Here is a 26,212-nt window from a genome sequence, read left to right on the forward strand (position 1 = left end):
AAAGCCCGGTGATTAACCGGGCTTTTTTGTCAGGCGATATTCAGGTATTTGTGCGTCTGCATCGACAAACGCCAGTTGCGAGCGATACAGGTTTCAATGCACAGGCGGGTGGCATCGTCTTTCTGACTGATGGGCTGCAGGGCGATGATGCGCTGTTTATCGTCGGTCAGCGTCTCTAACAGTTCATCCAGCGCTTCAATGTCACGCATGCGCCCTACCGGATGTTTTATCTCGTCGGCACGCTGTAGAGCCTGAGGCAGCACTGCATATCCACCGCGCATGTTCACTTTCGGCGATACGGTCACCCAGGTGGCGTGGGAACAGCGCACTTCGTGGGTACCGCTGGTTTCAATCTGGCAGCTGTAACCGTTCTGTTCCAGAAGCGTAGTCAGCGGGGTTAAATCATGAATGCAGGGTTCGCCGCCGGTGATGACCACATGGCGCGCGGTCCAGCCCTGACGACCGATCGCAGTCAGCAGGTCTTCCGCTGTGCCCGCGCCCCATTTGTCGCTTTCTTTGGTTTTAGCCAGAATGCTGAACAGAGACACTTCCCGATCTTCCAGCATGTCCCAGGTATGTTTGGTATCGCACCACGCACAGCCAACCGGGCATCCCTGTAGTCGAATAAAAATGGCGGGAACGCCGGTGAAGTAACCCTCGCCTTGCAGGGTCTGGAACATTTCGTTAATCGGGTACTGCATAGTCATCTCTGTGAAGGGAGTAAAGTGTAAGTATCGCAGATTTGGCGCGCCACGGCGAGACAAGCAGCTGCCCCGCCGCGTTTTCCAGGCAATAAAAAACCCGCCGAAGCGGGTTTATATAGAGTAAAGCGACAGTAATAAATTACTGACCTTTGATCTCTTTCAGACCGTTGTACGGTGCTTTTTCGCCCAGCGCTTCTTCGATACGAATCAGCTGGTTGTATTTAGCAACGCGGTCAGAACGGCTCATGGAACCGGTTTTGATCTGGCCTGCAGCAGTACCTACCGCCAGGTCAGCGATAGTTGCATCTTCAGTTTCACCAGAACGGTGAGAGATGACTGCAGTGTAGCCAGCGTCTTTTGCCATCTTGATTGCAGCCAGAGTTTCGGTCAGAGAACCGATCTGGTTGAATTTGATCAGGATGGAGTTAACGATGCCTTTGTCGATGCCTTCTTTCAGGATCTTGGTGTTGGTTACGAACAGATCGTCACCAACCAGCTGGATTTTGTCGCCCAGCACTTTGGTCTGGTATGCGAAACCATCCCAATCAGATTCGTCCAGACCATCTTCGATGGAAACGATCGGATACTGCTTGGTCAGATCTTCCAGGAAGTGGGTGAATTCTTCAGAGGTGAACGCTTTGTTGCCTTCGCCAGCCAGAACGTATTTACCGTCTTTGTAGAATTCAGAAGCTGCACAGTCCATCGCCAGAGTGATGTCTTTGCCCAGCTCGTAGCCAGCTGCTTTAACCGCTTCAGCGATAACAGCCAGAGCTTCAGCGTTGGAACCCAGGTTTGGCGCATAGCCACCTTCGTCACCAACTGCAGTGTTCATACCTTTAGCTTTCAGAACTTTAGCCAGGTTGTGGAACACTTCAGAACCCATACGTACCGCTTCTTTCAGGGTTTTCGCGCCAACAGGCTGAATCATGAATTCCTGAATATCAACGTTGTTGTCTGCGTGCTCACCACCGTTGATGATGTTCATCATCGGAACCGGCATGGAGTATTTGCCCGGAGTGCCGTTCAGTTCAGCAATGTGTTCGAACAGCGGCTGACCTTTAGAAGCTGCAGCAGCTTTGGCGTTAGCCAGAGACACAGCCAGGATCGCGTTAGCGCCGAAGTTGGATTTGTTTTCAGTACCGTCCAGATCGATCATGATCTTGTCGATGCCAGCCTGATCTTTGGCATCTTTGCCAAGGATAGCCTGAGCGATTGGGCCGTTTACAGCGCCAACAGCTTTCAGTACGCCTTTACCCATGAAACGGGATTTGTCGCCATCGCGCAGCTCCAGAGCTTCGCGGGAACCAGTAGAAGCACCTGATGGTGCTGCTGCCATACCGACGAAACCACCTTCCAGGTGTACTTCGGCTTCAACAGTCGGGTTACCACGGGAGTCGATGATTTCACGACCGATGACTTTAACGATTTTGGACATTAGGTTTTCCTCAGTACAAGTTAAACTAAAACTCCAGACAAACAACGCCCCAACAAGGGGCGCTGCCGTTCTAACTTTTTTACTTCGCCTGACGCTTCTGGAACTCGCTGGCGGCTTTCACGAAGCCTGCAAACAGCGGATGCCCATCACGCGGCGTAGAAGTAAACTCCGGATGGAACTGACAGGCAACGAACCATGGGTGATTCGGAACCTCGATGATCTCGACCAACTGATCATCCCCGGAACGGCCTGCAATACGCAGGCCCGCAGCTTCAATCTGTTTCAACAGCATATTGTTGACTTCATAGCGGTGACGGTGACGCTCGGTGATAGTCTCTTCGCCGTACATCTTGCGAACCAGGCTGTCGTCGCTGAGCTGGCAGGCCTGAGCCCCCAGACGCATGGTGCCGCCGAGATCGCTTTTCTCAGTACGCACTTCGACATTCCCGTTTTCATCACGCCATTCAGTGATAAGGGCCACAACCGGATACTTACAGTCTGGCACAAATTCCGTTGAGTTGGCGTTTTCCATCCCGACTACGTTACGAGCGAACTCGATCAACGCAACCTGCATACCCAGGCAAATGCCCAGATAAGGAATATTGTTTTCACGCGCAAAGCGTGCGGTGGCGATTTTGCCTTCAACACCACGGTAGCCAAAGCCGCCAGGGATCAGAATAGCATCAAGACCTTTCAGAATTTCGACACCACGTGTTTCAACATCTTGCGAATCGATCAATTTGATGTTGACGGTCACGCGGTTCTTCAGGCCACCGTGTTTCAGCGCTTCGATAACGGACTTATAGGCATCCGGCAGTTCAATGTACTTGCCGACCATACCAATAGTCACTTCCCCTGCCGGGTTCGCTTCTTCGTAGATAACCTGTTCCCATTCAGACAGATTAGCTTCCGGACAGTTCAAGCTGAATCGTTTACAAATATAATCGTCCAGACCCTGAGATTTCAACAGGCCCGGGATTTTATAAATGGAATCGACGTCTTTCAGAGAAATGACAGCCTTTTCTGGAACGTTACAGAACAATGCGATTTTCGCACGTTCGTTGGCCGGAACGGCACGATCGGAACGGCAAATCAGAATATCTGGCTGAATACCGATGGACAGCAGCTCTTTAACGGAGTGCTGAGTCGGCTTGGTTTTGACTTCACCCGCAGCGGCCATGTACGGCACCAGAGTCAGGTGCATAAACAGCGCGTGTTCACGGCCAATATCAACCGCCAGCTGGCGAATCGCTTCGAGGAACGGCAGGGATTCGATATCACCCACGGTACCGCCGATTTCGACCAGCACCACGTCGTGGCCTTCACCACCCGCAATTACGCGCTCTTTGATAGCGTTAGTGATGTGCGGGATAACCTGAACGGTTGCGCCCAGATAGTCGCCACGGCGCTCTTTACGCAGAACGTCAGAGTAGATACGACCCGTGGTGAAGTTGTTGCGGCGTGTCATTTTGGTACGGATGAAACGCTCATAGTGACCCAGGTCCAGGTCGGTTTCAGCGCCGTCTTCAGTAACGAACACTTCCCCGTGTTGGATAGGGCTCATGGTGCCCGGATCGACGTTGATATACGGATCCAGTTTCATCATGGTCACGTTGAGGCCACGGGCTTCGAGAATGGCTGCAAGGGAGGCGGCTGCAATGCCTTTACCCAGAGAGGATACGACCCCGCCGGTCACAAAAATATAGTTCGTTGTCATGCTGAACCTGAGAAGTTAGGTTGGAATGATGGAATAACCAGGACGGGAAAGTAGTATACCCGAACACGGCGAGCGCCACAAACATTCATTCTCCGTCTCCATTCCAGGCTCAGACAAACATAAGGAGTGAGAAAATAGCCCCTTTTGGCTAAATGTTTTTGACGCAAATCAAGCGCTTGTCATTTTAAAAATCACACAAATAGCGCTTGATCGCAAAAAACTGTTAGAGATCAGATTCCTGCCGTTTTACCTCTTGCCACACGCCTTCCATGGTTTCGAGGTCAATCCCGGTCATTTCAAGGCCTCGCTCGGCAACAATACGCTCCACTTCGCGGAAACGACGCTCGAATTTGAGGTTCGCTTTTTGCAAAGCGGACTCGGCTTTCACACCTAAATGACGCGATAAATTGACCGTCGCAAACAGCAGGTCACCCATCTCCTCTTCGAGCTTTTGTTCGTCGACCACTGCCTGTTTGGCCTCGTGCATCACCTCGTCGATTTCTTCATAGACTTTGTCGAGTACCGGGCCTAGCGTGGTCCAGTCGAAACCGACCGCAGCAACGCGTTTCTGGATTTTATGGGAACGCATCAACGCAGGGAAACTGTGCGGAATATCGTCCAGCGCGGAGTGCTGCGCCTTTTCAGCCCGTTCAGCGCTTTTGATTTGCTCCCAACGCTCCAGCACTTCAGCGCTATTGCTGGCACTGGCATCGCCGAAAATGTGCGGATGGCGACGCTCAAGCTTGTCGCTGATAGCGGCACAGATATCGTTGAAATCAAAGCGCCCTTCTTCATGGGCCATCTGTGCAAAGAACACCACCTGGAATAACAGATCGCCAAGCTCACCGCGCAGGGAGTCAAAATCCTCGCGGTTAATGGCATCGAGCACCTCATAGGTCTCTTCCAGGGTGTACGGGGCGATGGTGGCGAAGGTCTGCTCTTTGTCCCACGGACAGCCGCGCTGCGGGTCACGCAGACGCTGCATAATGCCGAGCAGGCGGTCGATTTGAGTCATGGTTTTTCCTTGCAAAATTATCCACCGTGCAGACGTCGGGCGTCTATCACATCCGGCACCTGATTCAGCTTGCCGAGCACCCGGCCCAGCACCTGCAGGTTGTAGATTTCTATGGTCATGTCGATAGTTGCGAGCTGCTGTTTAGTGTCACTGCGGCTCGCCACGCCCAGCACGTTGACCTTCTCGTTGGCGAGGATGGTAGTGATATCGCGCAGTAATCCGCTGCGATCGTTGGCCTGCACGCGAACCACCAGTGAGTAACCCGCCGAATAGCTTTCGCCCCAAACGGCATCGACGATGCGCTCCGGGGCGTGTGATTGCAGTTCCACCAGCTGATCGCAGTCAGCCCGGTGTACGGAAATCCCGCGTCCCTGAGTGATAAAGCCGACAATCTCATCTCCCGGAATCGGCTGGCAGCAACGCGCAATGTGGTGCATCAGATTACCCACGCCTTCCACCACCACGCGCCCGTCGTCTTTCTTCCGGTTCTGCTGCGGGTTGTAGGTTTTCTGCTGCAGCTGCTTCAGTGCGGCGGCATCCTGCTCGGCGGCGCTCGGCTTGTTAAACTGCGCTTGCAGGAAATTCACCATCTGGTTGAGACGAATATCGCCCCCGCCAATCGCCGCCAGCAGTTCATCGAGTTCGTTAAAGTTGTAGCGCGGCAGCAGGTGTTTTTCCGCTTCCTTCAGGCTGATGCCGAGATGCGCCAGCTCGTCGTCGAGGATCTGACGCCCGGCAAGAATGTTTTTATCGCGATCCTGTTTGCGGAACCAGGCGTGAATTTTCGAGCGGCCACGGCTGGTGGTGACGTAGCCGAGGTTCGGATTCAGCCAGTCGCGGCTTGGGTTCGGCTGCTTCTGAGTGATAATTTCAATCTGATCGCCCATCTGCAACTGGTAGGTAAACGGCACGATACGTCCGCCGATTTTCGCCCCGATGCAGCGATGCCCCACGTCGCTGTGGATATGGTAGGCAAAGTCGAGCGGCGTGGAGCCCGCCGGTAAATCCACCACGTCGCCTTTCGGGGTAAACACGTACACCCGATCGTCGAATACCTGGCTGCGAACTTCGTCGAGCATTTCGCCCGAATCAGCCATCTCTTCCTGCCACGCAATCAGTTTACGCAGCCAGGCGATGCGGTCTTCATGGCCACGCGCGCCGCTGGACGCCGCGCCCTCTTTATATTTCCAGTGCGCCGCCACGCCAAGCTCTGACTCTTCATGCATCTGGCGGGTGCGAATCTGAATCTCAACCGTTTTACCGCCGGGGCCGAGCACCACGGTGTGAATCGACTGATAGCCGTTCGGTTTCGGGTTGGCGACGTAATCGTCGAACTCGTCCGGCAAATGGCGGAAATGGGTGTGGACAATGCCGAGTGCGGCATAGCAGTCCTGCAAACGCTCGGCGACGATGCGCACCGCGCGCACGTCGAACAGTTCATCAAACGCCAGATGCTTCTTCTGCATTTTGCGCCAGATGCTGTAGATGTGTTTTGGGCGGCCATACACTTCCGCCTTTACGCCCTCTTCTTTGATAGAGGCGCGCAGGGTGCCGACGAACTCGTCGATGTAATGTTCGCGGTCGATACGGCGTTCGTGCAGCAGTTTGGCAATACGTTTGTATTCTGCGGGATGCAGATAGCGGAAGCAGTAATCTTCCAGCTCCCATTTCAGCTGACCGATGCCGAGACGATTGGCCAGCGGGGCGTAGATGTTGGTACATTCCTTCGCCGCCAGCACGCGTTCATCTTCTGGCGCATCCTTCACTTCTCGCAGATGGGCAATCCGCTCCGCCAGCTTAATGACCACGCAGCGGAAATCGTCGACCATCGCCAGCAGCATGCGGCGAACGTTATCGACCTGTTCGGATGAGACGGAATCATTATGCGTGGCTTTCAGTTGGCGAATGGCGGCCATGTCACGCACGCCATGGATAAGCGTGACGATGGATTTACCGGCGCTTTCCTCCAGCGTTTCTTCACTCACCACCTCACCCACAACCAGCGGAAATAACAGCGCGGCCCGCAATGAATCAATGTCCATATTCAGCATTGAGAGAATTTCAACCATCTCAACGCCGCGCCACAGCAGCAGCTCCGCATCAGGATGACCGAGGGTTTGTTCCCGACAATAGGTCCACGTTTCCGCTAAGCGCTCACACGACTGCTGGCTGGAAATCCCCAGACTTGCTATCCATTTAACCGGATCAAACTCCCCAGCTATATTAAGATGTGCACTGCGTACCGCGACCATTATCCTCTCCTTTAGAGAACGGGCCTGTCGGATTCGACAAGCCTTGATTCATTATTTGTGCTCAAACAGCACCATCGACTCCAGGTGCCCAGTGTGCGGGAACATGTCCAGCATTGCCAGACGCTGAATTTGATAGCCCGCCGCCAAAAGCACCTCACTGTCACGCGCCAACGTCGCAGGATTACAGGATACATACACTATCCGCGAGGGGGCTAATTTTACGATATGCTGCATCACGCCCGGTGCGCCCGCGCGCGCAGGATCGAGTAAAATTTTGTCAAAGCCGTTTTTGGCCCAAACCTGACGGGTGACATCCTCTTCGAGATTTTCGTGGAAGAAGGTCACGTTGTGCAGCCCGTTTTGCGCCGCATTCTGCTGACCCTTTTCGACCAACGCCGGGACGCCTTCTACCCCCACTACGCTGGCGGCACGTTTCGCCAGCGGCAGCGTGAAGTTACCCATGCCGCAGAAAAGATCCAGGACGCGGTCTTCTGGCTGCACGTCGAGCCATGCCAGCGCCGTCTCGACCATCCGCTGATTCACGCCATCGTTGACCTGGATAAAATCCCTTGGGCTGAACGTTAAGCGTAGCCCGTCAGAATTGTACCAGGGTAATTCACCGCTAACCTGTTCAACGCTATCACTTTGTGGCGCCAGCCACAGTGCAAGCTGGTGTAAATGCGAAAACTGTTCCAGTTTTGCCTTATCCGCCAAAGATAACGGCGCGGTATGGCGCAGCACCATCAGCGGTCCGTTATCTGCCAGCACCAGCTCGACGTGGCCAAGATGACGCCCCCCGGCCAGCGCTGTCAGGCAGTCACGCACCGCAGGCAGCAATGCCTCAAGAGTGGGCACCAGCACGGGGCATTGCGTCACGTCGACGATATCGTTCGACCCTGCCTTGCGAAAACCCATCTGCAATTGTTGGATTTTTGGCTGATAATTCAAGCTCAGCCGCGCCCGACGGCGATAGCCCCACGGCGAGGCAGAGAGAACATCTTCGACGTCATGTTTCATCAGACGCGCCAGCGCCGCCTGTTTGCTCCGCTGCTGAAGCGCCACGCTGGCATGTTGCTGCTGGCAGCCACCACAGACGCCAAAATGCGGACATCGCGGCTTTTCACGCTCCGGGCTGTCGTTAAGTCGACGTTTTACCTGGGCTCGCGCATACTGTTTTTTATCTTCGGTGATACGAACTTCAGCGCGTTCATCTGGCAACAACCCGTTGATAAACAGTGTTTTCCCGTTATGGCGCGCCACCCCCTGGCCGAAGGGGTCAAGGTCGCTCACCGTCACGGTTATGATCTCGCGCGTCGTCACGCGGCGTTTTGCAGAGTAGAATTGCGCCATTCAGAGATTTTTCTCAAACGTAGTGTGTTAACCCTGATTCTCCCATAACGGACCTCCATGACCAACTACAGCCTGCGCGCGCGCATGATGATTCTGATCCTGGCCCCGACCGTACTGATCGGTCTGCTGCTCAGCATCTTCTTTGTCGTTCACCGCTATCATGACCTGCAGCGTCAGCTGGAAGACGCCGGAGCCAGCATCATTGAGCCGCTCGCGGTCTCCAGTGAATATGGCATGAACTTGCAAAACCGTGAGTCAATCGGACAGCTGATCAGCGTCCTGCACCGGCGCCATTCTGACATTGTGCGGGCGATTTCGGTTTACGATGAGCACAACCGGCTGTTTGTCACCTCAAATTATCATCTCGACCCGAGCGAATTACAGCTGCCAAGCGGCTCGCCGCTGCCACGCAGGCTAAGCGTCCATCGCAGTGGGGATGTGATGATCCTGCGCACGCCGATTGTCTCGGAAACCTATTCGCCGGATGAGTCCCCTACCTCAGATGCCAAAACGCCGGTCAATATGCTCGGCTATGTGGCGCTGGAGCTTGATTTACGTTCGGTGCGCCTACAGCAGTACAAAGAGATTTTTATTTCCAGCGTGATGATGCTGTTCTGTATTGGCATCGCCCTTATCTTCGGCTGGCGGCTGATGCGCGACGTCACCGGACCGATTCGAAATATGGTGAATACCGTTGACCGCATCCGTCGCGGCCAGCTCGACAGTCGGGTCGAAGGCTTTATGCTTGGCGAACTCGACATGCTAAAAAACGGCATCAACTCGATGGCAATGTCGCTGGCGGCCTATCACGAAGAGATGCAGCATAACGTTGACCAGGCCACCTCTGACCTGCGCGAAACGCTGGAGCAGATGGAAATCCAGAACGTTGAACTGGATCTGGCGAAGAAGCGCGCCCAGGAAGCAGCGCGTATCAAATCTGAATTCCTTGCCAATATGTCGCACGAGCTGCGTACCCCGCTCAACGGGGTGATTGGCTTCACGCGCCTGACGCTGAAAACCGATCTCAATCCGACCCAGCGCGACCACCTCAGCACCATCGAACGCTCGGCGAACAATCTGCTGGCAATCATCAACGATGTGCTGGACTTCTCCAAGCTGGAAGCCGGCAAGCTGGTGCTGGAAAGCATTCCGTTCCCGCTACGCAATTCGCTGGATGAAGTGGTCACACTGCTGGCCCACTCCGCCCATGATAAGGGGCTGGAGCTGACCCTGAACTTTAAGAACGATGTGCCGGACAACGTGATCGGTGACCCGCTGCGTCTTCAGCAGGTGATCACCAACCTGGTTGGCAACGCGATTAAATTTACTGAAAACGGCAACATTGACGTGCTGGTTGAGAAGCGCGCCCTGAGCAACAACAAAGTGCAGATTGAAGTGCAAATCCGTGACACCGGGATTGGCATTCCCGAGCGCGACCAGTCGCGACTGTTCCAGGCGTTCCGTCAGGCGGATGCGAGTATTTCGCGGCGTCACGGCGGCACCGGGCTTGGCCTTGTCATCACCCAGAAACTGGTTAAAGAGATGGGTGGGGATATTTCGTTCCACAGCCAACCTAATCGCGGTTCCACATTCTGGTTCCACATCAGCCTGGATCTCAATCCGAACGTCGTATCCGAAAGCCTGACCACTACCTGCCTGGCAGGCAAGCGTCTGGCCTACGTGGAAGCTAATGCCGCCGCCGCGCAATGCACGCTGGACTTGCTGGCCACCACGCCGCTGGAAGTGGTTTACAGCCCGACTTTCTCAGCGCTGCCTGACGATCATTACGACATTCTGCTGGTCGCCGTGCCGGTGTCGATGCGCGATTTAAGCATGCACGCCGAGAAGCTCGAACGCGCCCGTGCAATGACCGATTTCCTGCTGCTGGCTTTGCCATGCCACGTGCAGGTCAATGCCGAGGAGCTTAAGCAAAACGGGGCCGCCGCCTGCCTGCTCAAACCCCTGACCTCGACGCGTTTACTGCCTGCGTTAACGGAATACTGCCGCATCAATCAAATGCCGGTCCCGCTAAATGTCAACGATACGCGACTGAATATGACGGTGATGGCGGTGGACGATAACCCGGCGAACCTGAAGCTTATCGGGGCGCTGTTGGAAGATCAGGTGCAAAACGTAGAGCTGTGCGACAGCGGCCAGGAAGCGATTAACCGCGCGAAGCAGATGCAGTTCGACCTGATCCTGATGGATATTCAAATGCCGGATATGGATGGGATCCGCGCCTGCGAGCTGATTCATCAGTTGCCCCACCAGCAGCAAACGCCGGTGATTGCGGTGACCGCGCACGCCATGGCCGGACAGAAAGAAAAGCTGCTCAGCGCCGGGATGAACGACTATCTGGCGAAACCGATTGAAGAGAGCAAGCTGCGTAATCTGCTGCTGCGCTACAAACCGGGGCTGAACTTACCCCAGGCAGAGGTGCCTGAGCCGCATCCGCCAGTGAATATTAATACCACCCTCGACTGGCAGTTGGCGTTACGCCAGGCGGCTAATAAGCAAAATCTGGCCCGCGATATGCTGCAAATGCTGGTGGAATTCCTGCCGGAAATCCGCAACAAGGTTGAAGAGCAATTGGTGGGTGAGAAGCCGGAAGAGTTGGTCGACGCCATCCACAAACTGCATGGTAGCTGCGGTTACAGCGGGGTCCCTCGTCTGAAGAATTTGTGCCATTTGATTGAAGGCCAGCTGCGCAACGGGATATCACCCGATGAACTGGAACCGGAGTTACTGGAACTGCTGGACGAGATGGACAACGTGGCCCGGGAAGCGCGGAAGATATTAGGATAACGAGCCCTTCGGCTGAAGGGCTGTCGAATGCCAATCAGCTGAGCAGCGTAGCCCAGTGTTCAACCCACGGGTTGGACACGGTTTCCGGTTCAGGATCTTCGCTGGCATCAATCATCAGCATGTCGCCGATGCGCTGCGCGCCCTGTTCCTGTAGCAGCGCATCGAAGCGCTTACCGCCGCCGCAGAAGTGCGAATAGGTACTGTCGCCCAGCGCGATAACACCATAGCGCAGATGTGGCTGGTACATATCCTGAATGCCCTGATACAGCGGTACAATGCTGTCCGGCAGATCGCCCTGCCCGGTGGTGGACGTCACCACCAGCGCATATTTGCCCTGATAAGACGCCCAGTCGTCAACTTCAGGATCTTCAAAAACCTCTGCCTTGTGACCGTGGGCCGCGAGTATGGTCTGCGCTTCTTCCGCCACCAGCAGCGCGTTTCCGTACATGGTGCCGACAAAAATGCCTACTTCCGCCATTACTTATCTCCCTGAATCATTCAGTTATGTCGCCATCCTGACCGTTGTCCGGCGTAAACTCAACCCTTTCAACATCGGGGAGAAGACCACGCCAGCCAAAATGTGACATTGCCTGCATCCAGACGTCATCAAGGCTGGCGCGTATAACCAGCGGCTCGCCGGTAAACGGATGGGTCAGGTGCAGCTCGCTTGCGTGCAGCATTAGCCGGTCGCAGCCAAAGTGCTCTGCCGCACTGCGGTTCTGGCGCAGGTCGCCGTGCTTGCTGTCGCCGAGGATCGGATGACGAAGATGGCTCATGTGGCGGCGCAGCTGATGCTTGCGCCCGGTTTTTGGCTCAAGTTCAACCAGCCCGTAACGGGTGGTCGGATAGCGCCCGGTCGCTATCGGCATTTCAACCGTCGCCAGCCCGCGATAGTGGGTTACTGCTGGCTGGGCTTCTTTATCGTCGCGTGAAAACTTATCGGCTATTTTGTCCAACTCTTCCACCAGTGGATAGTCGAGCACGTCCTCGTCCATCAGCCAGCCACGCACGATAGCGTGGTAGCGTTTTTGGATCTGATGCTGCTCAAACTGCTGAGAAAGAAGGCGGCCCGCTTCACTCGACAGGCCCATCAGCAGCACGCCAGAAGTCGGCCTGTCGAGACGATGGACGGTGAAAACGTGCTGACCAATCTGGTCGCGCACGGTCTGCATCACTACCACGTTCTCATCGCGATCCAGCCAGCTACGGTGCACCAGCCAGCCGGAAGGTTTATTGACGGCAACCAGCCATTGGTCCTGATAGAGGATCTCCAGCATCAGGCGTCGTCGCCGACAAACAGCGCATCGAGCTGCTCAAGTTCCGGCATGATAATCACGCGGAACGGATGGCTGGCGTCGAGGGCCATTTCATAATACGGCGCGACGGCAAAGTTCTGCGGTAGCGGCTGCTGGGCGTCGATAAGCTGATGCATCCGCGGCAGCAGCACCCACTGCAGCCACTCCAGCGGCTCCATCGTGTCCATGAAGAAAGGTTGTGTACTCTCGAAAACGTGGGCCTCGGGAGCGTTATCCTGCCAGTGCTGATGTTTGCGCAGCTGCGCTTCAATGGCGTGCAGGCGCTGACGCACGCGGTCGTGATGGGTCATGGAAACCTCGGAAGAAACGTCGAAATGAAAATCTGCGGCGCAGGATACCATCGGTGGCGAGGGAAATAAAAAAAGGGAGCACTGTTTTCACAGTGCTCCCGGTTCGTTTCGCAGCAGTCCAGCTACTTTTGGTGCTCCCTGCTCATCCTTGACAACTTTTCCTGTGGTCTCCTGACCTGTTCATCCATAAACCGTTGCATCCTGCTCGCACCACCCCGATGCGATTTGACTCATCCGTAAGTTGTCCTGATCTTCCTGATCCACCGGGCATCCTGACCGGCTCTCTTTCTCCATCCTGGAGGTGTCCTTCTACGCGTCCTGCGTAATCCTTTTGCTTCCATCCTGAAGCCTGTCCTTGCAGCACCGTCCTGGTGTATCCTGCTGAAACGTCATCATCCTAATGTTCGTTTCGTTGTCAGACTCCCTGTCGACATGTATAGAATCCTCTATTACGGGCTCTCTTACAAGCCTCTTTTAGGTAATCCTCAGAGAGCGTTTTCATATGAAAGTGGCTCACCTTCATTATAAGCTATTGATTAAAATAGAATCGCGTTAAAGCGGAGCGGCAATATCTCGCTTACGTGCATGCGATCTCTCACACGCTATGTAAGAGATCTCTCACAAGGAGGCCAGGCATATGGATTACACGAGAGGCTCAGCATGAGTCAGGAAACTCGCAACTGAAGCGGAAAGCGTGGTGCGATTACGGGTGCCGAGGGTCTCGAGGACCACTTCGCCCGTCAGATTGCAGACGGAAACCACATCCAGTTCGCTATCGAGCGTGCCGATAAATAACGTCGGCGATAGCTTCAGGCGTTTTTGCGTGACCAGGTGACCAATCAGATTTTCCTGCACTCGCTGAAAATCATCCGGGCTCCAGACCTGCAGCAACGTCAGCTCACGCTCGCCAAACGTAGCGGGCATATCACCGGCAAACTGGCTGGTATAATAAGTTTGAAGCGGGTGTTGTACCACAATGTCCATTGCCCTTTCAACCGCTTGCAGGGTTGGCTCAAGGGTAAACGGCTGAGGCAGCCAAAATACCGCGTCATCATCCGTTGCCGTCACACAGGGTGAAGCAATCCCGTGCAACTCTTCGCTGCGCGGCGCGGTGCCGTGCCGTTGCTGCCAGGCATCGCAATAGCGTTGGGTAAACGCCTGTAAGGCTGTCGCCGTCTGCTGATCCACTGCTTTCTCTCTCCAGGTCAACCAGGATAAACTCAGCCGATAGTCTACCTGCTTTATGACGGTGAAACATGTCTTCTTATGAAAACCACCAGGCGCTCTCGGGCCTGACGCTCGGCAAATCAACAGATTACCGGGATATTTACGACGCCAGCCTGTTACAGCCGGTGCCACGCAGCCTGAACCGCGATCCGCTCGGCCTGCATGCCGATAACCTGCCCTTCCACGGGGGCGATATCTGGACGCTGTATGAACTTTCCTGGCTGAACGCGAAAGGGTTGCCACAGGTCGCGGTCGGCCACGTTGAGCTGAGCGATACCAGCGTGAATCTGGTGGAATCGAAAAGCTTTAAACTGTACCTCAACAGCTTCAACCAGACGCGGTTCGCCAGTTGGGAAGACGTACGCGCCACGCTGGAGCGCGATCTGCGCCACTGTGCCCAGGGTGAAGTCAGCGTCGCGCTGTATCGTCTTGATGAGATGGAAGGTCAGCCGATTGCCCATTTCCACGGCACCTGCATCGACGAGCAGGATATTGAAGTCGACAGCTACGAATTTAGCGCCGATCACCTCGAGGGGGCGGCCAGCGGCAAAGTCGTGGAAGAGACGCTGGTCAGCCATTTGCTGAAATCCAACTGCCTGATAACCCATCAGCCAGACTGGGGCTCAGTGCAGATTCAGTATCGCGGGCCAAAAATCGACCGCGAAAAACTGTTGCGCTATCTGGTTTCGTTCCGCCATCACAACGAATTCCACGAGCAGTGCGTGGAGCGTATTTTCAGCGATATCCAGCGCTTCTGCCAGCCCGAGAGTCTAAGTGTCTACGCGCGTTACACTCGCCGCGGCGGGCTCGATATCAACCCGTGGCGCAGCAACACCGACTTTGTTCCTGCCACCGGTCGCCTGGTTCGCCAGTGACATAAACGATTGCAAAATATAACGCGGCTTCGGTCGCGCTTTTTCTTGTTAAAATCTGACCGGCAAGGCTATTGTAATCAATAGGGAAGACGATTTTCGTCCCGTAAGGAGTTCACTTGATTACACATGTTAGCCCGCTTGGCTCTATGGATATGCTGTCGCAGCTTGAAGTCGATATGCTGAAAAGCAACGCCAGCAGCGATTTGTACCAGTTGTTCCGTAACTGTTCACTGGCAGTGCTCAATTCAGGCAGTCTGACCGACAACAGCAAGGAACTGCTGTCCCGCTTTGAAAGTTTTGATATCAACGTGCTGCGCCGCGAACGCGGTGTGAAGCTGGAACTGATAAACCCGCCGGAGGATGCCTTCGTTGACGGGCGCATCATCCGCTCCCTGCAGGCCAACCTGTTTGCCGTCTTGCGCGATATTCTGTTTGTTTACGGTCAAATTCATAACACCGTTCGTTTCCCGAATCTCGATCTGGAAAGCTCGACCCACATCACCAACCTGGTGTTCTCCATTCTGCGTAACGCACGTGCGCTGCACGTCGGTGAAGCCCCGAGTATGGTGGTTTGCTGGGGGGGGCACTCTATTAATGAAAACGAATATCTGTATGCTCGCCGCGTGGGAACGCAGCTCGGCCTGCGCGAACTGAATATTTGTACCGGCTGTGGCCCGGGCGCGATGGAAGCGCCGATGAAAGGTGCCGCCGTCGGCCAGGCACAGCAGCGTTATAAAGAAGGACGTTTTATCGGCATGACCGAACCGTCGATCATCGCCGCCGAACCGCCAAACCCGCTGGTGAATGAACTCATCATCATGCCGGATATCGAAAAGCGTCTGGAAGCGTTCGTGCGTATCGCTCACGGGATTATCATTTTCCCGGGCGGCGTAGGCACTGCGGAAGAACTGCTGTACCTGCTGGGGATCCTGATGAATCCTGCCAACAAAAACCAGGTACTGCCGCTGATCCTGACCGGACCGAAAGAGAGCGAAGACTACTTCCGCGTGCTGGACGATTTCATCGTGCATACGCTGGGTGAAGCCGCACGTCGTCACTACCGCATCATTATCGACGATGCCGCCGAGGTGGCGCGTCAGATGAAGAAAGCGATGCCGCTGGTGAAAGAGAACCGTCGCGATACCGGTGATGCCTACAGCTTCAACTGGTCGATGCGCATCGCGCCGGACCTGCAACAACCGTTCGAACCGACGCATGAAAACATGGCTAACCTGAAGCTATATCCGGATCAGCCGGTAGAAGTGCTGGCCGCCGACCTGCGCCGAGCCTTCTCAGGCATTGTGGCGGGTAACGTGAAAGAAGTGGGCATTCGCGCCATTGAAGAGCACGGGCCGTACAAAATCCACGGCGACGGCGAAATGATGCGTCGGATGGACAAACTGCTGCATAGTTTTGTCGCGCAGCACCGCATGAAGCTGCCGGGCTCTGCCTACATTCCTTGCTACGAAATCTGTTCCTGATCCCAGGAATTGACCCAAGGGCGGCGATTAAGCCGCCCTTTTCTTTTGCATCTCATCAAACGATTGCCCCGTGCCCAAAGCGTAAAATATTCACTCAAATTATGTTAAAGCGCGTTAAACGCCTATTTTTGTCATCTTTTTCAGCAATAGATACGTTTTAGCCACGGCGTTCTTTCCTCGTCCACGCTGCCGATGGTAGCCTTCGCGCGCATAAATTCCCAATTAGACTAAAAAAGCAGTCTGATGGTCTAAAAACCCTCATTCATTAAGTGTTTTATTGCATTTGGGATCGCGATCACTGATACATTGATTACTTAAATGTATCTTTCCGGCCGCAAACAATAACGGGCAAAAATCATAAGAAAACCCCGTTTTACACGAATTTATATTACCGTCAGTCACTTATTCATTCGAATTGACTAAAAAACTGACAAATTGCTTCCTCCAGGAGATACAGATGGAAACCATTCAAACCAGCACCATTGCCTCGGCAGAAAGTCGTAGCGGATGGCGTAAGACGGATACGATGTGGATGCTGGGCCTTTATGGCACGGCGATCGGTGCGGGCGTGCTGTTCCTGCCGATCAACGCCGGTGTGGGCGGGATGATCCCGCTGATTATCATGGCAATCCTTGCGTTCCCAATGACTTACTTCGCCCACCGCGGCCTGACTCGCTTCGTCCTGTCCGGTAAAAATCCGGGCGAAGATATCACCGAAGTGGTTGAAGAACACTTTGGTATTGGCGCAGGTAAACTGATTACCCTGCTCTACTTCTTCGCTATTTACCCAATCCTGCTGGTGTATAGCGTGGCTATCACCAACACCGTTGAAAGCTTCATGACCCACCAGTTGCACATGACGCCGCCACCGCGCGCCATTCTGTCGCTGATCCTTATCGTGGGTATGATGACCATCGTGCGCTTCGGCGAGCAGATGATCGTTAAAGCGATGAGCATCCTGGTGTTCCCATTTGTCATCGCGCTGATGCTGCTGGCCTGCTACCTGATCCCACAGTGGAACGGTGCTGCGCTGGATACCCTGTCCCTGAGCACCGCGCCAACCGGCAAAGGCCTGTGGATGACCCTGTGGCTGGCGATCCCGGTGATGGTGTTCTCCTTTAACCACTCGCCGATCATCTCTTCCTTTGCGGTAGCAAAACGTGAAGAGTACGGCGCAGACGCTGAGAAGAAGTGCTCCAAAATTCTGGCCTTCGCTCACATCATGATGGTGCTGACGGTGATGTTCTTCGTGTTCAGCTGCGTGCTGAGCCTGTCTCCGGCTGACCTGGCTTCCGCGAAAGAGCAGAACATTTCGATTCTGTCTTACCTGGCGAACCACTTTAACGCGCCGCTGATTGCCTGGATGGCCCCGATTATCGCCATCATCGCTATCACTAAGTCCTTCCTCGGCCACTACCTGGGCGCACGTGAAGGCTTTAACGGGATGGTGATCAAGTCTCTGCGTAGCCGCGGCAAAACGATTGAAGTAAACCGTCTGAACAAGATGACTGCAGTGTTCATGCTGATCACCACCTGGATTGTGGCGACCCTGAACCCAAGCATTCTTGGCATGATTGAGACCCTGGGTGGTCCGATTATCGCGATGATCCTGTTCCTGATGCCGATGTATGCGATTCAGAAAGTACCTGCAATGCGCAAATACAGCGGCCACATCAGCAACGTGTTTGTGGTCATCATGGGCCTCATCGCCATCTCCGCGATTTTCTACTCCCTGTTCGGTTAATCCCCCGCGCCGCCTCAGGGCGGCGCTCTTCTTTATAGCAATGGACGCATCATGATCAGCGTATTCGATATTTTCAAAATCGGCATTGGTCCTTCCAGCTCTCACACCGTAGGCCCAATGAAAGCGGGCAAGCAATTCACGGATGACCTGATTGCGCGCGGCATTCTCATTGACATCACCCGCGTGGTGGTCGACGTTTACGGTTCACTCTCCCTGACAGGAAAGGGCCACCATACTGATATCGCCATTATTATGGGCCTGGCGGGTAATCTGCCGGACACCGTGGATATTGATGCGATTCCGGGCTTTATTCAGGATGTGAACACCCACGGCCGCCTGCTACTGGCGAACGGCGAACATGAAGTCGAATTCCCGGTAGACCAGTGCATGAACTTCCATGCGGACAATCTTTCCCTGCATGAGAACGGGATGCGTATCACCGCGCTGGCGGGCGACAACGCCGTTTACAGCCAAACCTATTACTCCATCGGCGGGGGCTTTATCGTCGATGAGGATCACTTCGGCCAGAGCAACAGCGCGCCGGTAGAGGTTCCGTATCCGTACAAAAACGCCGCTGACCTGCAGCGTCACTGCCAGGAAAGTGGTCTGTCGCTTTCCGGCCTGATGATGCAAAACGAGCTGGCCCTGCACAGCAAAGAAGAGCTGGAACAGCACTTTGCTGCGGTGTGGGACGTCATGCGTGGCGGTATCGAACGAGGCATCACCACCGAAGGCGTGCTACCGGGCAGACTGCGTGTTCCGCGCCGTGCCGCGGCTCTGCGCCGGATGCTGGTCAGCCAGGACAAAACCACCAGCGATCCGATGGCCGTGGTCGACTGGATTAACATGTTTGCCCTGGCGGTGAACGAAGAGAACGCCGCCGGTGGACGCGTGGTCACTGCGCCAACCAACGGTGCCTGTGGGATTGTCCCGGCAGTGCTGGCGTACTACAACAAGTTCATCCGTGAAGTGAACGCTAATTCGCTGGCTCGCTACCTGCTGGTGACCAGTGCGATTGGCTCACTGTACAAAATGAATGCCTCTATTTCCGGAGCGGAAGTGGGCTGTCAGGGTGAAGTCGGCGTGGCGTGTTCGATGGCGGCCGCAGGTCTGGCAGAATTGCTGGGCGGCAGCCCGACGCAGGTCTGTATCGCGGCGGAAATCGGCATGGAGCATAACCTCGGCTTAACCTGCGACCCGGTCGCGGGACAGGTTCAGGTCCCGTGCATTGAGCGTAACGCGATTGCAGCCGTCAAAGCGGTTAACGCCGCCCGGATGGCACTGCGTCGGACCAGCGATCCGCGCGTCTGCCTCGATAAAGTCATCGAAACCATGTACGAAACCGGCAAAGACATGAACGCTAAGTACCGCGAAACCTCTCGCGGCGGTCTGGCGATGAAAATTGTAACCTGCGACTAAGCTCGCACCAGACGCCTCGTTTTGCGAGGCGTCTTCCTGATTTCTCCCCGCTGCATAGCCTGATAATCCTCACAATGTTACCCTACCCGCATTGCTATCAAGGAGGGTAAACCGTGGCCGTTCATCTGCTTATTGTCGATGCGCTGAATCTGATCCGCCGCATTCATGCGGTTCAGGGTTCGCCCTGCGCTGATACCTGTCTGCATGCGTTGCAGCTGCTCATTGTGCACAGCCAACCGACGCACGCCGTCGCCGTGTTTGATGATGAAGCCCGCAATCAGGGCTGGCGACACCAGCGCCTTCCGGATTACAAAGCCGGACGCTCGCCGATGCCGGAAGCGTTACATGCTGAGATGGATAACATTCGCCGCGTCTTCGAACAGCACGGCGTGCGCTGCTGGGGCTCCGCCGGAAACGAAGCCGACGATCTGGCGGCCACGCTGGCGGTGAAAATTGCCGGAGCCGGGCATCAGGCCACCATTGTGTCGACGGATAAAGGCTACTGCCAGCTGCTGTCGCCGACCATCCGCATCCGCGATTACTTCCAGAAACGCTGGCTTGACGCGCCATTTATCGCCCAGGAATTCGGCGTGACGCCGCAGCAGTTGCCGGACTATTGGGGCCTGGCGGGGATCAGCAGCTCAAAAGTGCCCGGTGTCGCGGGGATTGGCCCGAAAAGTGCCACCGAACTGTTGGCACAGTTTCCGACCCTGGAAGCGATTTACCAGCATCTGGACGAGGTGCCGGAGAAATGGCGTAAGAAACTGAGTGAACATCGGGAGATGGCGTTTATCTGCCGTGAAGTGGCCACGTTACAAACGGATTTACAGCTGGACGGGAATTTACAGCAGTTGCGGTTGGTGAAGTAAGGCTTCCTTGCCCCAGTAGGGGCAAGGAAAGAAGAGAACTATTTCCGCTCGTCGCGACGGCCACCCACGGCGGCCCACAGGCGACGCACGTGTACCGTCACCTCTTCGCGATCGTGATACAGCTGACGCGCCTGAATGTGGGCATTAATCCCATGTTCATCCAGCTGCGCCTGAATATAGGCCAGGTTCTGCGACACTTCCTCGTAGCGCTTTTTCATTGGCAGCTTGAGGTTGAAAATGGTTTCACGACACCAGCCGTTAACCAGCCACTGCGCCATTAGCGCCGCCACTTTCGCGGGCTTCTCTACCATATCGCACACCATCCACGAGATGTTGCTCCGGGTTGGGCGATAGCGGAAACCGTCTTCACGCAGCCAGGTCACCTGGCCGGTATCCATCAGGCTTTGCGCCATCGGGCCGTTATCCACCGACGACACCCACATGTTGCGTTGAACCAGCTGATAGGTCCAGCCACCCGGGCAGGCGCCTAAATCGACCGCATACATGCCGTTCGCCAGACGCTCATCCCACTCATCGGCAGGAATGAAGACATGGAACGCTTCTTCCAGCTTGAGCGTAGAGCGGCTCGGCGCATCCGACGGGAACTTGAGACGCGGAATACCCATGTAGAACGGCGAGTTATTAGTGGTCAGCGAGTAGCCGACGTAACAGCAGCCCGGCGCAATAAAGAACACGTGCACTACCGGACGCTTGGTCGTTTCATACGGCGCCAGTACCTTCGCCTCGCGCAGCGCGGCGCGCAGCGGTACGGTGAATTTACGACAGAACTTCATCAGCTCTTTGCTTTCGTTGGTATCGGCGACTTCAACCCGCAGATCGCCGCCCTTCTCAACCACACCCTGCAACATGCCCACCACCGGTGTGATACGGTCTTCCGGCGGAAGATCGGTCAACAGCTCGCAGGCCACGAACATCTGGCGAGCAAAAATCAGCGAGGCAAACGGCAGCTCACGGATGATTTTTTCGGCTTCATCCGGCTGATAGCACTCGAAAATAACATAGCCTGAGTTTTCTTTGACTCGGGCAAAACCGTATACGCCAAGGCGAGAGGCCTTGTCAGAAATCTCTGCTGCGCACTCTTTTTCAAAACCCTGACGGCTGTAGAGGACAACCTTATTCATGCGCGACACCTTTACGCTTTAAACGAATAGCACCAATCAGCATCAGCACCCAACCGGCCAGGAAGCTTACGCCTCCCACCGGGGTAACAAATGCCCACAGGCGTAAATGCGACAGCGCCAGACAATAAAGGCTGCCGCTGAATAATACGGTTCCCAGCGCCATAAACACGCTGCTCCAGTAGAACCAGATACTGATCCGGCGCTGCATAGCGACCGCCAGACCAAAAATCGCCAGCGTATGGAACGCCTGATACTCAAGGCCGGTCTGGATCCAGCCCATCTCAACTACGCCGAGCGATTTACTTAATACGTGTGCGCCAAACGCACCCAAGGCAACAAAAACAAAGCCACTGATAGCGGCAAAAATCAGCATGAAGCGACTGGTCATGTCATTACCCTACATTCATTTATTGTTCGTAACGGAAGCGAAATTTTTCTTGCTCGCTCGCCGCTTTCGCCAGGATCCACTGCCGGAAGGCGGCTATTTTACCCAGTTCCGCCTGGCTGTCATGGCAAACGAGGTAAAACGCATTCTTGCTGACCAGAACATCATTAAACGGGCAGACCAAACGGCCGGCCTCAATTTCGGACTGTGCCATTACATTGTTGGCCAGTGCGACACCCTGTCCGTGGATAGCTGCCTGCAGCACCATGGCGCTGTGGCTGAAAATCGGTCCCTGTTGGACGTTGATATGGTTTAACCCCAACTGACGCGTGTACGTTTGCCAGTCACGGCGGGATGCATCATGCAACAGCGTATGTTGCGCCAGATCCGCAGGCGTTTTCAACGCCTTCTCACCGGTGAGCAACAACGGGGAACATACGGGCAACAGATATTCGGCGTACAGTTTTTCCACACGCAGCCCCGGCCAGTTACCGCGACCATAGAAAATCGCCACGTCAACATCGTCCGCCAGCTTGTCTTCCTGACGGTCAACCGCCTGGATCCTGACGTCGATTCCCGGATAAGCTGAGTTAAAGCTTGTAAGGCGAGGCACCAGCCATTGAATGGCAAAACTTGGCAACATGCTGACCGTCAGAGCCCCCTTGGCGCTGCGGGCCTGCAGTTTACGCGTTGCTTCGGTTAATTGCGAAAAGATCTCTTTGATGTCCTGAAAATAGCTCTGTCCTTCTTCGGTCAACAATAGCGAACGATTGCGGCGACGGAAGAGCTTCAGGCCCAGGAAATCCTCGAGTGACTTGATCTGATGGCTTACTGCGGCCTGGGTGACAAAGAGTTCATCGGCGGCGCGAGTGAAGCTGAGATGGCGGGCGGCGGCATCAAATACACGTAATGCATTCAGAGGTGGTAAACGCTTCGACATGATTGTTTTGGCTTAGATGTTAACGTGTTTTAACAATTAGATTACATCACGTAACCTATTAGTTTTTTTTATCTGAGCCATTATAATTTGTCCGTTGAGCTTCTACCAGCAAATACCTATAGTGGCGGCACTTCCTGAGCCGGAACGAGAAGCTTTTTTCGGAATGCGTGTTCTGATGGGCTTTTGGCTTACGGTTGTGATGTTGTGTTGTTGTGTTTGCAATTGGTCTGGAGTTCAGACCTCGGTAGCGAGACTACCCCCTTTTCACTTCCTGTACATTTACCCTGTCTGTCCATAGTGATTAATGTAGCACCGCCTAATTGCGGTGCTTTTTTTTGCGTGAAATTCAGTCGTTAGTTATTCATTTCGACCATTTCTTTCACGTCACTACGGTTGATTTGCTGTTTGTTACCGTTGGCGTCTTTGTATGAAATCATCCCGGTATCATTATCGGTCTGCGGTTTACCGTCGGAGACGATAGTGCGTCCGTCAGTGGTGTGCATTACGTAGTTGTTACCAGAACATGCGCTCAGGGCGAAAGTCAGCATACAGGCAGAGATAATTGCGGCAGTCTTTTTCATGTTTTTCTCCTTGTAGCATTTCATGCCATTAATTGGCGTTTCATATACCAGGTCACAGCTGTAACCTAACCTTATTCAGCATAACGCACTACTGTCGCTTTGCCACAATTACCGGAAAATTCTGAAGGTTATACCTGTCCTTGCCCTGTTGCGCATTTTGCGCGACGATCGTTCTACAGGTATGAGGAAATCCATGAACGCATTCAACCCGGCGCAGTTTCGCGCCCAGTTTCCGGCGCTGAGCGATGCCGGGGTGTATCTCGACAGCGCCGCCACCGCCCTAAAACCGCAGGCGGTGGTCGACGCTACGCAGCAGTTCTACAGTCTGAGCGCGGGCAATGTACACCGCAGCCAGTTCGCCGCCGCCCAGAAGCTGACCGCACGCTACGAAGCCGCCCGCGATCGGGTGGCTGAGCTGATTCACGCCCCTGAAGGCAAAAATATTGTCTGGACCCGGGGTACCACCGAAGCAATCAATATGGTGGCGCAATGCTATGCGCGCCCGCGCTTACGGCCTGGTGATGAGATTATCGTTAGTGAGGCTGAGCACCATGCCAATCTGGTTCCGTGGCTGATGGTGGCGGAGCAGACAGGCGCTCACGTCGTCAAACTGCCGATTGGCGCAGACTATTTACCCGATATCTCGCTGCTTCCCTCATTAATTAATGCCCGGAGCCGCATTCTGGCACTGGGGCAGATGTCTAACGTTACCGGCGGCTGCCCGGATCTCGCTCGATCTATCCAACTCGCCCATGCCGCCAATATGGTGGTAATGGTCGATGGCGCGCAAGGCGTGGTGCACTTCCCGGCCGACGTTCAGGCGCTGGATATCGACTTCTACGCCTTTTCCGGCCACAAACTCTATGGCCCGACCGGCATCGGGGTGCTGTACGGCAAGCAGGAACGGTTAAATGACATGACGCCGTGGCTCGGTGGCGGCAAGATGATCACCGAAGTCAGCTTCGACGGCTTTAAAACGCAGCCGGTTCCCTATCGCCTGGAAGCCGGTACGCCGAACGTCGCCGGGGTGATTGGCCTGAGCGCCGTGCTCGAATGGTTGAGCGACACGGATATCGTGCAGGCAGAAACCTGGAGCCGTGGGCTGGCGACGCTTGCCGAAGAAGAACTCTCGCGCCGACCGGGCTTTCGCTCGTTCCGCTGCCAGGACTCCAGCCTGCTGGCCTTCGATTTCGCCGGGGTGCATCACAGTGACATGGTGACGCTGCTGGCGGAATACGGCATCGCGCTGCGCGCCGGACAACACTGCGCTCAGCCTCTGCTGGCGGCGATGGGCGTCAGCGGGACATTGCGCGCCTCCTTTGCGCCGTATAATACTCAGGATGATGTTCGGGCGCTGGTGAGCGCCGTTGACCGCGCCCTTGAATTACTGGTGGATTAAATGACAAGCCCTGCTCTCGCCGGACACCCGTTTGGCACCACCGTGACGCCCGAAACGTTGCGACAGATTTTTGGCCCGCTGACTCAGTGGGAAGAGAAATATCGCCAGCTTATTCTGCTGGGGAAACAGCTACCTGCATTGCCGGAGGAATTGAAAGCCGAAGCGGAGGAAATCGCGGGTTGCGAAAACCGCGTCTGGCTCGGATACACGCGTCTGGCGCAGGGCTCGCTACATTTCTATGGCGACAGCGAGGGGCGGATCGTGCGGGGATTATTAGCCGTGCTGCTGACGGCCATTGAAGGCAAAAGCGCGGACCAACTGCTAGCCAGCGATCCGCTCAATTTCTTTGATGAACTTGGCCTGCGGGCCCAGTTAAGCGCGTCCCGTAATCAGGGACTGAACGCGCTGCGCGACGCGGTACTTCACGCCGCGCGCGGAGCTTAAGCCTGACGCTCGGCTTTCGCCAGCATCTTCTTCAACGCATGGGACACCGCGACAAAGCCAAACGTCGCGGTCACCATCGTTGCGGCACCAAAGCCGGACGCACAGTCCATTCGCTTCGGCCCTTCCGCGGTGCTTTTCATCGCACACACTGACCCATCAGACTGCGGGTAAACCAGCGCCTCGGTGGAAAACACACAGTCCACACCAAGCTTACCTTTGCCGTTCTTCACTACGCCAAAATCACTTTTCAGGCGTTCGCGCAGCTTCGCCGCCAGCGGATCCTGAATGGTTTTCGCCAGATCGGCGACCTGGATCTGCGTCGGATCGATTTGCCCGCCCGCGCCACCGGTGGTCACCAGCGGCACTTTGTAGCGACGGCAGTACGAGATAAGCGCCGCTTTCGGCCGCACGCTGTCGATGGCATCAATGACATAGCTGAACCCACCGCCCATGTACTCTGCCACATTGTCCGGGGTGACAAAATCATCCACCACCGTGACGCGGCATTCCGGATTGATCTGCCGGAGTCGCTCGGCCATCACCTCGGCTTTCGCCAACCCGACGTTACCGCCGAGCGCATGGATTTGCCGATTGGTATTGGTGACGCACACGTCGTCCATATCAATCAGCGTGATAGCGCCAATCCCGGTACGGGCCAGCGCTTCCGCCGCCCACGAGCCTACGCCGCCAATGCCGACCACACAAACGTGCGCCCCGGCAAAGACCTGCAGCGCTTTTTCACCATATAAACGTGCCGTGCCACCAAAACGCTGGCGCCACGCATCGCTAAGAACGACTGACATAAAACCTCAAACTGCTCTG

At 55.2% G+C, this 26,212-nt stretch carries 23 protein-coding genes; 8 read left to right on the plus strand and 15 right to left on the minus strand.

What is annotated here, in order from left to right:
• Window positions 1-29 precede the first annotated feature (29 nt).
• From queE to rlmD, 6 genes are all read right to left on the minus strand, one after another.
• Window positions 30-701 (minus strand): 7-carboxy-7-deazaguanine synthase QueE, encoded by a 672-nt coding sequence (queE, locus tag ACG0Z5_RS04965; protein WP_394445809.1) that lies wholly within the window; start codon window positions 699-701, stop codon window positions 30-32.
• Window positions 702-843: 142 nt separating this feature from the next.
• A complete protein-coding gene (gene eno / locus ACG0Z5_RS04970) occupies window positions 844-2,139 on the minus strand; it encodes a phosphopyruvate hydratase (RefSeq protein WP_319629521.1) in 1,296 nt (431 codons plus the stop codon).
• A gap of 79 nt (window positions 2,140-2,218) precedes the next feature.
• Window positions 2,219-3,856, minus strand: coding sequence for a glutamine hydrolyzing CTP synthase (gene pyrG / locus ACG0Z5_RS04975; protein ID WP_319629522.1), 1,638 nt, complete (start codon window positions 3,854-3,856; stop codon window positions 2,219-2,221).
• Window positions 3,857-4,079: 223 nt separating this feature from the next.
• Window positions 4,080-4,871, minus strand: coding sequence for a nucleoside triphosphate pyrophosphohydrolase (gene mazG / locus ACG0Z5_RS04980; RefSeq protein WP_394445812.1), 792 nt, complete (start codon window positions 4,869-4,871; stop codon window positions 4,080-4,082).
• A gap of 17 nt (window positions 4,872-4,888) precedes the next feature.
• Window positions 4,889-7,123, minus strand: a complete 2,235-nt coding sequence (gene relA / locus ACG0Z5_RS04985) for a GTP diphosphokinase (protein WP_394445814.1) — start codon at window positions 7,121-7,123, stop codon at window positions 4,889-4,891.
• Window positions 7,124-7,174: 51 nt separating this feature from the next.
• Window positions 7,175-8,473, minus strand: coding sequence for a 23S rRNA (uracil(1939)-C(5))-methyltransferase RlmD (rlmD, locus tag ACG0Z5_RS04990; protein ID WP_394445816.1), 1,299 nt, complete (start codon window positions 8,471-8,473; stop codon window positions 7,175-7,177).
• A gap of 57 nt (window positions 8,474-8,530) precedes the next feature.
• Between rlmD and barA the strand changes: the two genes are divergently transcribed.
• Entirely contained in the window at window positions 8,531-11,278 is a 2,748-nt protein-coding gene (gene barA / locus ACG0Z5_RS04995; protein ID WP_394445818.1) for a two-component sensor histidine kinase BarA, read from the plus strand.
• Window positions 11,279-11,312: 34 nt separating this feature from the next.
• On the opposite strand, the gene ACG0Z5_RS05000 is transcribed toward barA, so the two are convergent.
• The 4 genes from ACG0Z5_RS05000 to syd all read right to left on the minus strand — a co-directional run bounded on the left by ACG0Z5_RS05000 (window position 11,313) and on the right by syd (window position 14,072).
• On the minus strand, window positions 11,313-11,756 hold the full coding sequence (locus ACG0Z5_RS05000; protein ID WP_394445820.1) for a flavodoxin: 444 nt from the start codon (window positions 11,754-11,756) through the stop codon (window positions 11,313-11,315).
• Between the two features lie 16 nt (window positions 11,757-11,772).
• Window positions 11,773-12,555 carry a tRNA pseudouridine(65) synthase TruC gene (gene truC / locus ACG0Z5_RS05005; protein ID WP_394445822.1) on the minus strand — a complete coding sequence of 261 codons (783 nt, stop codon included), beginning with the start codon at window positions 12,553-12,555 and terminating at the stop codon, window positions 11,773-11,775.
• Window positions 12,555-12,884, minus strand: coding sequence for a YqcC family protein (locus tag ACG0Z5_RS05010; protein WP_394445824.1), 330 nt, complete (start codon window positions 12,882-12,884; stop codon window positions 12,555-12,557). Before ACG0Z5_RS05010 ends, truC begins: the two co-directional genes overlap by 1 nt.
• Window positions 12,885-13,526: 642 nt before the next feature.
• Complete coding sequence (gene syd / locus ACG0Z5_RS05015; protein ID WP_394445826.1) at window positions 13,527-14,072, minus strand: SecY-interacting protein; 546 nt, start codon at window positions 14,070-14,072, stop codon at window positions 13,527-13,529.
• 68 nt (window positions 14,073-14,140) lie between these two features.
• On the opposite strand from syd, the gene queF reads away from it, so the two are divergent.
• The 5 genes from queF to xni all read left to right on the plus strand — a co-directional run bounded on the left by queF (window position 14,141) and on the right by xni (window position 20,499).
• The gene (queF, locus tag ACG0Z5_RS05020; protein WP_394445828.1) at window positions 14,141-14,986 is read left to right on the plus strand and encodes an NADPH-dependent 7-cyano-7-deazaguanine reductase QueF; all 846 of its coding nucleotides are present in this window, start codon (window positions 14,141-14,143) and stop codon (window positions 14,984-14,986) included.
• Between the two features lie 116 nt (window positions 14,987-15,102).
• The gene (gene ppnN / locus ACG0Z5_RS05025) at window positions 15,103-16,467 is read left to right on the plus strand and encodes a nucleotide 5'-monophosphate nucleosidase PpnN (RefSeq protein ID WP_394445830.1); all 1,365 of its coding nucleotides are present in this window, start codon (window positions 15,103-15,105) and stop codon (window positions 16,465-16,467) included.
• Between the two features lie 457 nt (window positions 16,468-16,924).
• Window positions 16,925-18,211, plus strand: a complete 1,287-nt coding sequence (locus ACG0Z5_RS05030) for an HAAAP family serine/threonine permease (protein ID WP_394445832.1) — start codon at window positions 16,925-16,927, stop codon at window positions 18,209-18,211.
• A gap of 51 nt (window positions 18,212-18,262) precedes the next feature.
• Window positions 18,263-19,630, plus strand: a complete 1,368-nt coding sequence (locus tag ACG0Z5_RS05035; protein ID WP_394445834.1) for an L-serine ammonia-lyase — start codon at window positions 18,263-18,265, stop codon at window positions 19,628-19,630.
• Between the two features lie 113 nt (window positions 19,631-19,743).
• A complete protein-coding gene (xni, locus tag ACG0Z5_RS05040; protein WP_394445836.1) occupies window positions 19,744-20,499 on the plus strand; it encodes a flap endonuclease Xni in 756 nt (251 codons plus the stop codon).
• Window positions 20,500-20,537: 38 nt separating this feature from the next.
• Here the strand turns inward: xni and rlmM are convergent, their stop codons facing one another.
• From rlmM to ACG0Z5_RS05060, 4 genes are all read right to left on the minus strand, one after another.
• On the minus strand, window positions 20,538-21,641 hold the full coding sequence (gene rlmM, locus ACG0Z5_RS05045; protein WP_319629536.1) for a 23S rRNA (cytidine(2498)-2'-O)-methyltransferase RlmM: 1,104 nt from the start codon (window positions 21,639-21,641) through the stop codon (window positions 20,538-20,540).
• A complete protein-coding gene (locus ACG0Z5_RS05050; protein WP_319629537.1) occupies window positions 21,634-22,029 on the minus strand; it encodes a DUF423 domain-containing protein in 396 nt (131 codons plus the stop codon). The genes rlmM and ACG0Z5_RS05050 overlap by 8 nt, the downstream gene beginning before the upstream one ends.
• A gap of 19 nt (window positions 22,030-22,048) precedes the next feature.
• The gene (gcvA, locus tag ACG0Z5_RS05055; protein ID WP_258986649.1) at window positions 22,049-22,966 is read right to left on the minus strand and encodes a glycine cleavage system transcriptional regulator GcvA; all 918 of its coding nucleotides are present in this window, start codon (window positions 22,964-22,966) and stop codon (window positions 22,049-22,051) included.
• A 353-nt stretch (window positions 22,967-23,319) separates the two neighbouring features.
• The gene (locus ACG0Z5_RS05060; RefSeq protein ID WP_394445839.1) at window positions 23,320-23,547 is read right to left on the minus strand and encodes a YgdI/YgdR family lipoprotein; all 228 of its coding nucleotides are present in this window, start codon (window positions 23,545-23,547) and stop codon (window positions 23,320-23,322) included.
• Between the two features lie 193 nt (window positions 23,548-23,740).
• Here ACG0Z5_RS05060 and csdA point away from each other — a divergent pair, with 193 nt between their 5' ends.
• The gene (gene csdA, locus ACG0Z5_RS05065; RefSeq protein WP_394445841.1) at window positions 23,741-24,946 is read left to right on the plus strand and encodes a cysteine desulfurase CsdA; all 1,206 of its coding nucleotides are present in this window, start codon (window positions 23,741-23,743) and stop codon (window positions 24,944-24,946) included.
• The gene (csdE, locus tag ACG0Z5_RS05070; RefSeq protein WP_394445843.1) at window positions 24,947-25,390 is read left to right on the plus strand and encodes a cysteine desulfurase sulfur acceptor subunit CsdE; all 444 of its coding nucleotides are present in this window, start codon (window positions 24,947-24,949) and stop codon (window positions 25,388-25,390) included.
• Here the strand turns inward: csdE and tcdA are convergent.
• Window positions 25,387-26,193, minus strand: a complete 807-nt coding sequence (gene tcdA, locus ACG0Z5_RS05075) for a tRNA cyclic N6-threonylcarbamoyladenosine(37) synthase TcdA (protein WP_394445845.1) — start codon at window positions 26,191-26,193, stop codon at window positions 25,387-25,389. The genes csdE and tcdA overlap by 4 nt on opposite strands.
• Between the last annotated feature and the right edge of the window lie 19 nt (window positions 26,194-26,212).

It is taken from the genome of Scandinavium sp. M-37 (assembly GCF_043558715.1).
Taxonomy (GTDB): Bacteria; Pseudomonadota; Gammaproteobacteria; order Enterobacterales; family Enterobacteriaceae; genus Scandinavium; species Scandinavium vulneris_A.

What these genes read in the sequence shown, in the direction of transcription:
- queE (WP_394445809.1), bottom strand. Translation starts at nt 701, where the DNA reads ATGCAGTACCCGATTAACGAAATGTTCCAGACCCTGCAAGGCGAGGGT.
- eno (WP_319629521.1), bottom strand. Translation starts at nt 2,139, where the DNA reads ATGTCCAAAATCGTTAAAGTCATCGGTCGTGAAATCATCGACTCCCGT.
- pyrG (WP_319629522.1), bottom strand. Translation starts at nt 3,856, where the DNA reads ATGACAACGAACTATATTTTTGTGACCGGCGGGGTCGTATCCTCTCTG.
- mazG (WP_394445812.1), bottom strand. Translation starts at nt 4,871, where the DNA reads ATGACTCAAATCGACCGCCTGCTCGGCATTATGCAGCGTCTGCGTGAC.
- relA (WP_394445814.1), bottom strand. Translation starts at nt 7,123, where the DNA reads ATGGTCGCGGTACGCAGTGCACATCTTAATATAGCTGGGGAGTTTGAT.
- rlmD (WP_394445816.1), bottom strand. Translation starts at nt 8,473, where the DNA reads ATGGCGCAATTCTACTCTGCAAAACGCCGCGTGACGACGCGCGAGATC.
- barA (WP_394445818.1), top strand. Translation starts at nt 8,531, where the DNA reads ATGACCAACTACAGCCTGCGCGCGCGCATGATGATTCTGATCCTGGCC.
- ACG0Z5_RS05000 (WP_394445820.1), bottom strand. Translation starts at nt 11,756, where the DNA reads ATGGCGGAAGTAGGCATTTTTGTCGGCACCATGTACGGAAACGCGCTG.
- truC (WP_394445822.1), bottom strand. Translation starts at nt 12,555, where the DNA reads ATGCTGGAGATCCTCTATCAGGACCAATGGCTGGTTGCCGTCAATAAA.
- ACG0Z5_RS05010 (WP_394445824.1), bottom strand. Translation starts at nt 12,884, where the DNA reads ATGACCCATCACGACCGCGTGCGTCAGCGCCTGCACGCCATTGAAGCG.
- queF (WP_394445828.1), top strand. Translation starts at nt 14,141, where the DNA reads ATGTCTTCTTATGAAAACCACCAGGCGCTCTCGGGCCTGACGCTCGGC.
- ACG0Z5_RS05030 (WP_394445832.1), top strand. Translation starts at nt 16,925, where the DNA reads ATGGAAACCATTCAAACCAGCACCATTGCCTCGGCAGAAAGTCGTAGC.
- ACG0Z5_RS05035 (WP_394445834.1), top strand. Translation starts at nt 18,263, where the DNA reads ATGATCAGCGTATTCGATATTTTCAAAATCGGCATTGGTCCTTCCAGC.
- rlmM (WP_319629536.1), bottom strand. Translation starts at nt 21,641, where the DNA reads ATGAATAAGGTTGTCCTCTACAGCCGTCAGGGTTTTGAAAAAGAGTGC.
- ACG0Z5_RS05050 (WP_319629537.1), bottom strand. Translation starts at nt 22,029, where the DNA reads ATGACCAGTCGCTTCATGCTGATTTTTGCCGCTATCAGTGGCTTTGTT.
- gcvA (WP_258986649.1), bottom strand. Translation starts at nt 22,966, where the DNA reads ATGTCGAAGCGTTTACCACCTCTGAATGCATTACGTGTATTTGATGCC.
- ACG0Z5_RS05060 (WP_394445839.1), bottom strand. Translation starts at nt 23,547, where the DNA reads ATGAAAAAGACTGCCGCAATTATCTCTGCCTGTATGCTGACTTTCGCC.
- csdA (WP_394445841.1), top strand. Translation starts at nt 23,741, where the DNA reads ATGAACGCATTCAACCCGGCGCAGTTTCGCGCCCAGTTTCCGGCGCTG.
- csdE (WP_394445843.1), top strand. Translation starts at nt 24,947, where the DNA reads ATGACAAGCCCTGCTCTCGCCGGACACCCGTTTGGCACCACCGTGACG.
- tcdA (WP_394445845.1), bottom strand. Translation starts at nt 26,193, where the DNA reads ATGTCAGTCGTTCTTAGCGATGCGTGGCGCCAGCGTTTTGGTGGCACG.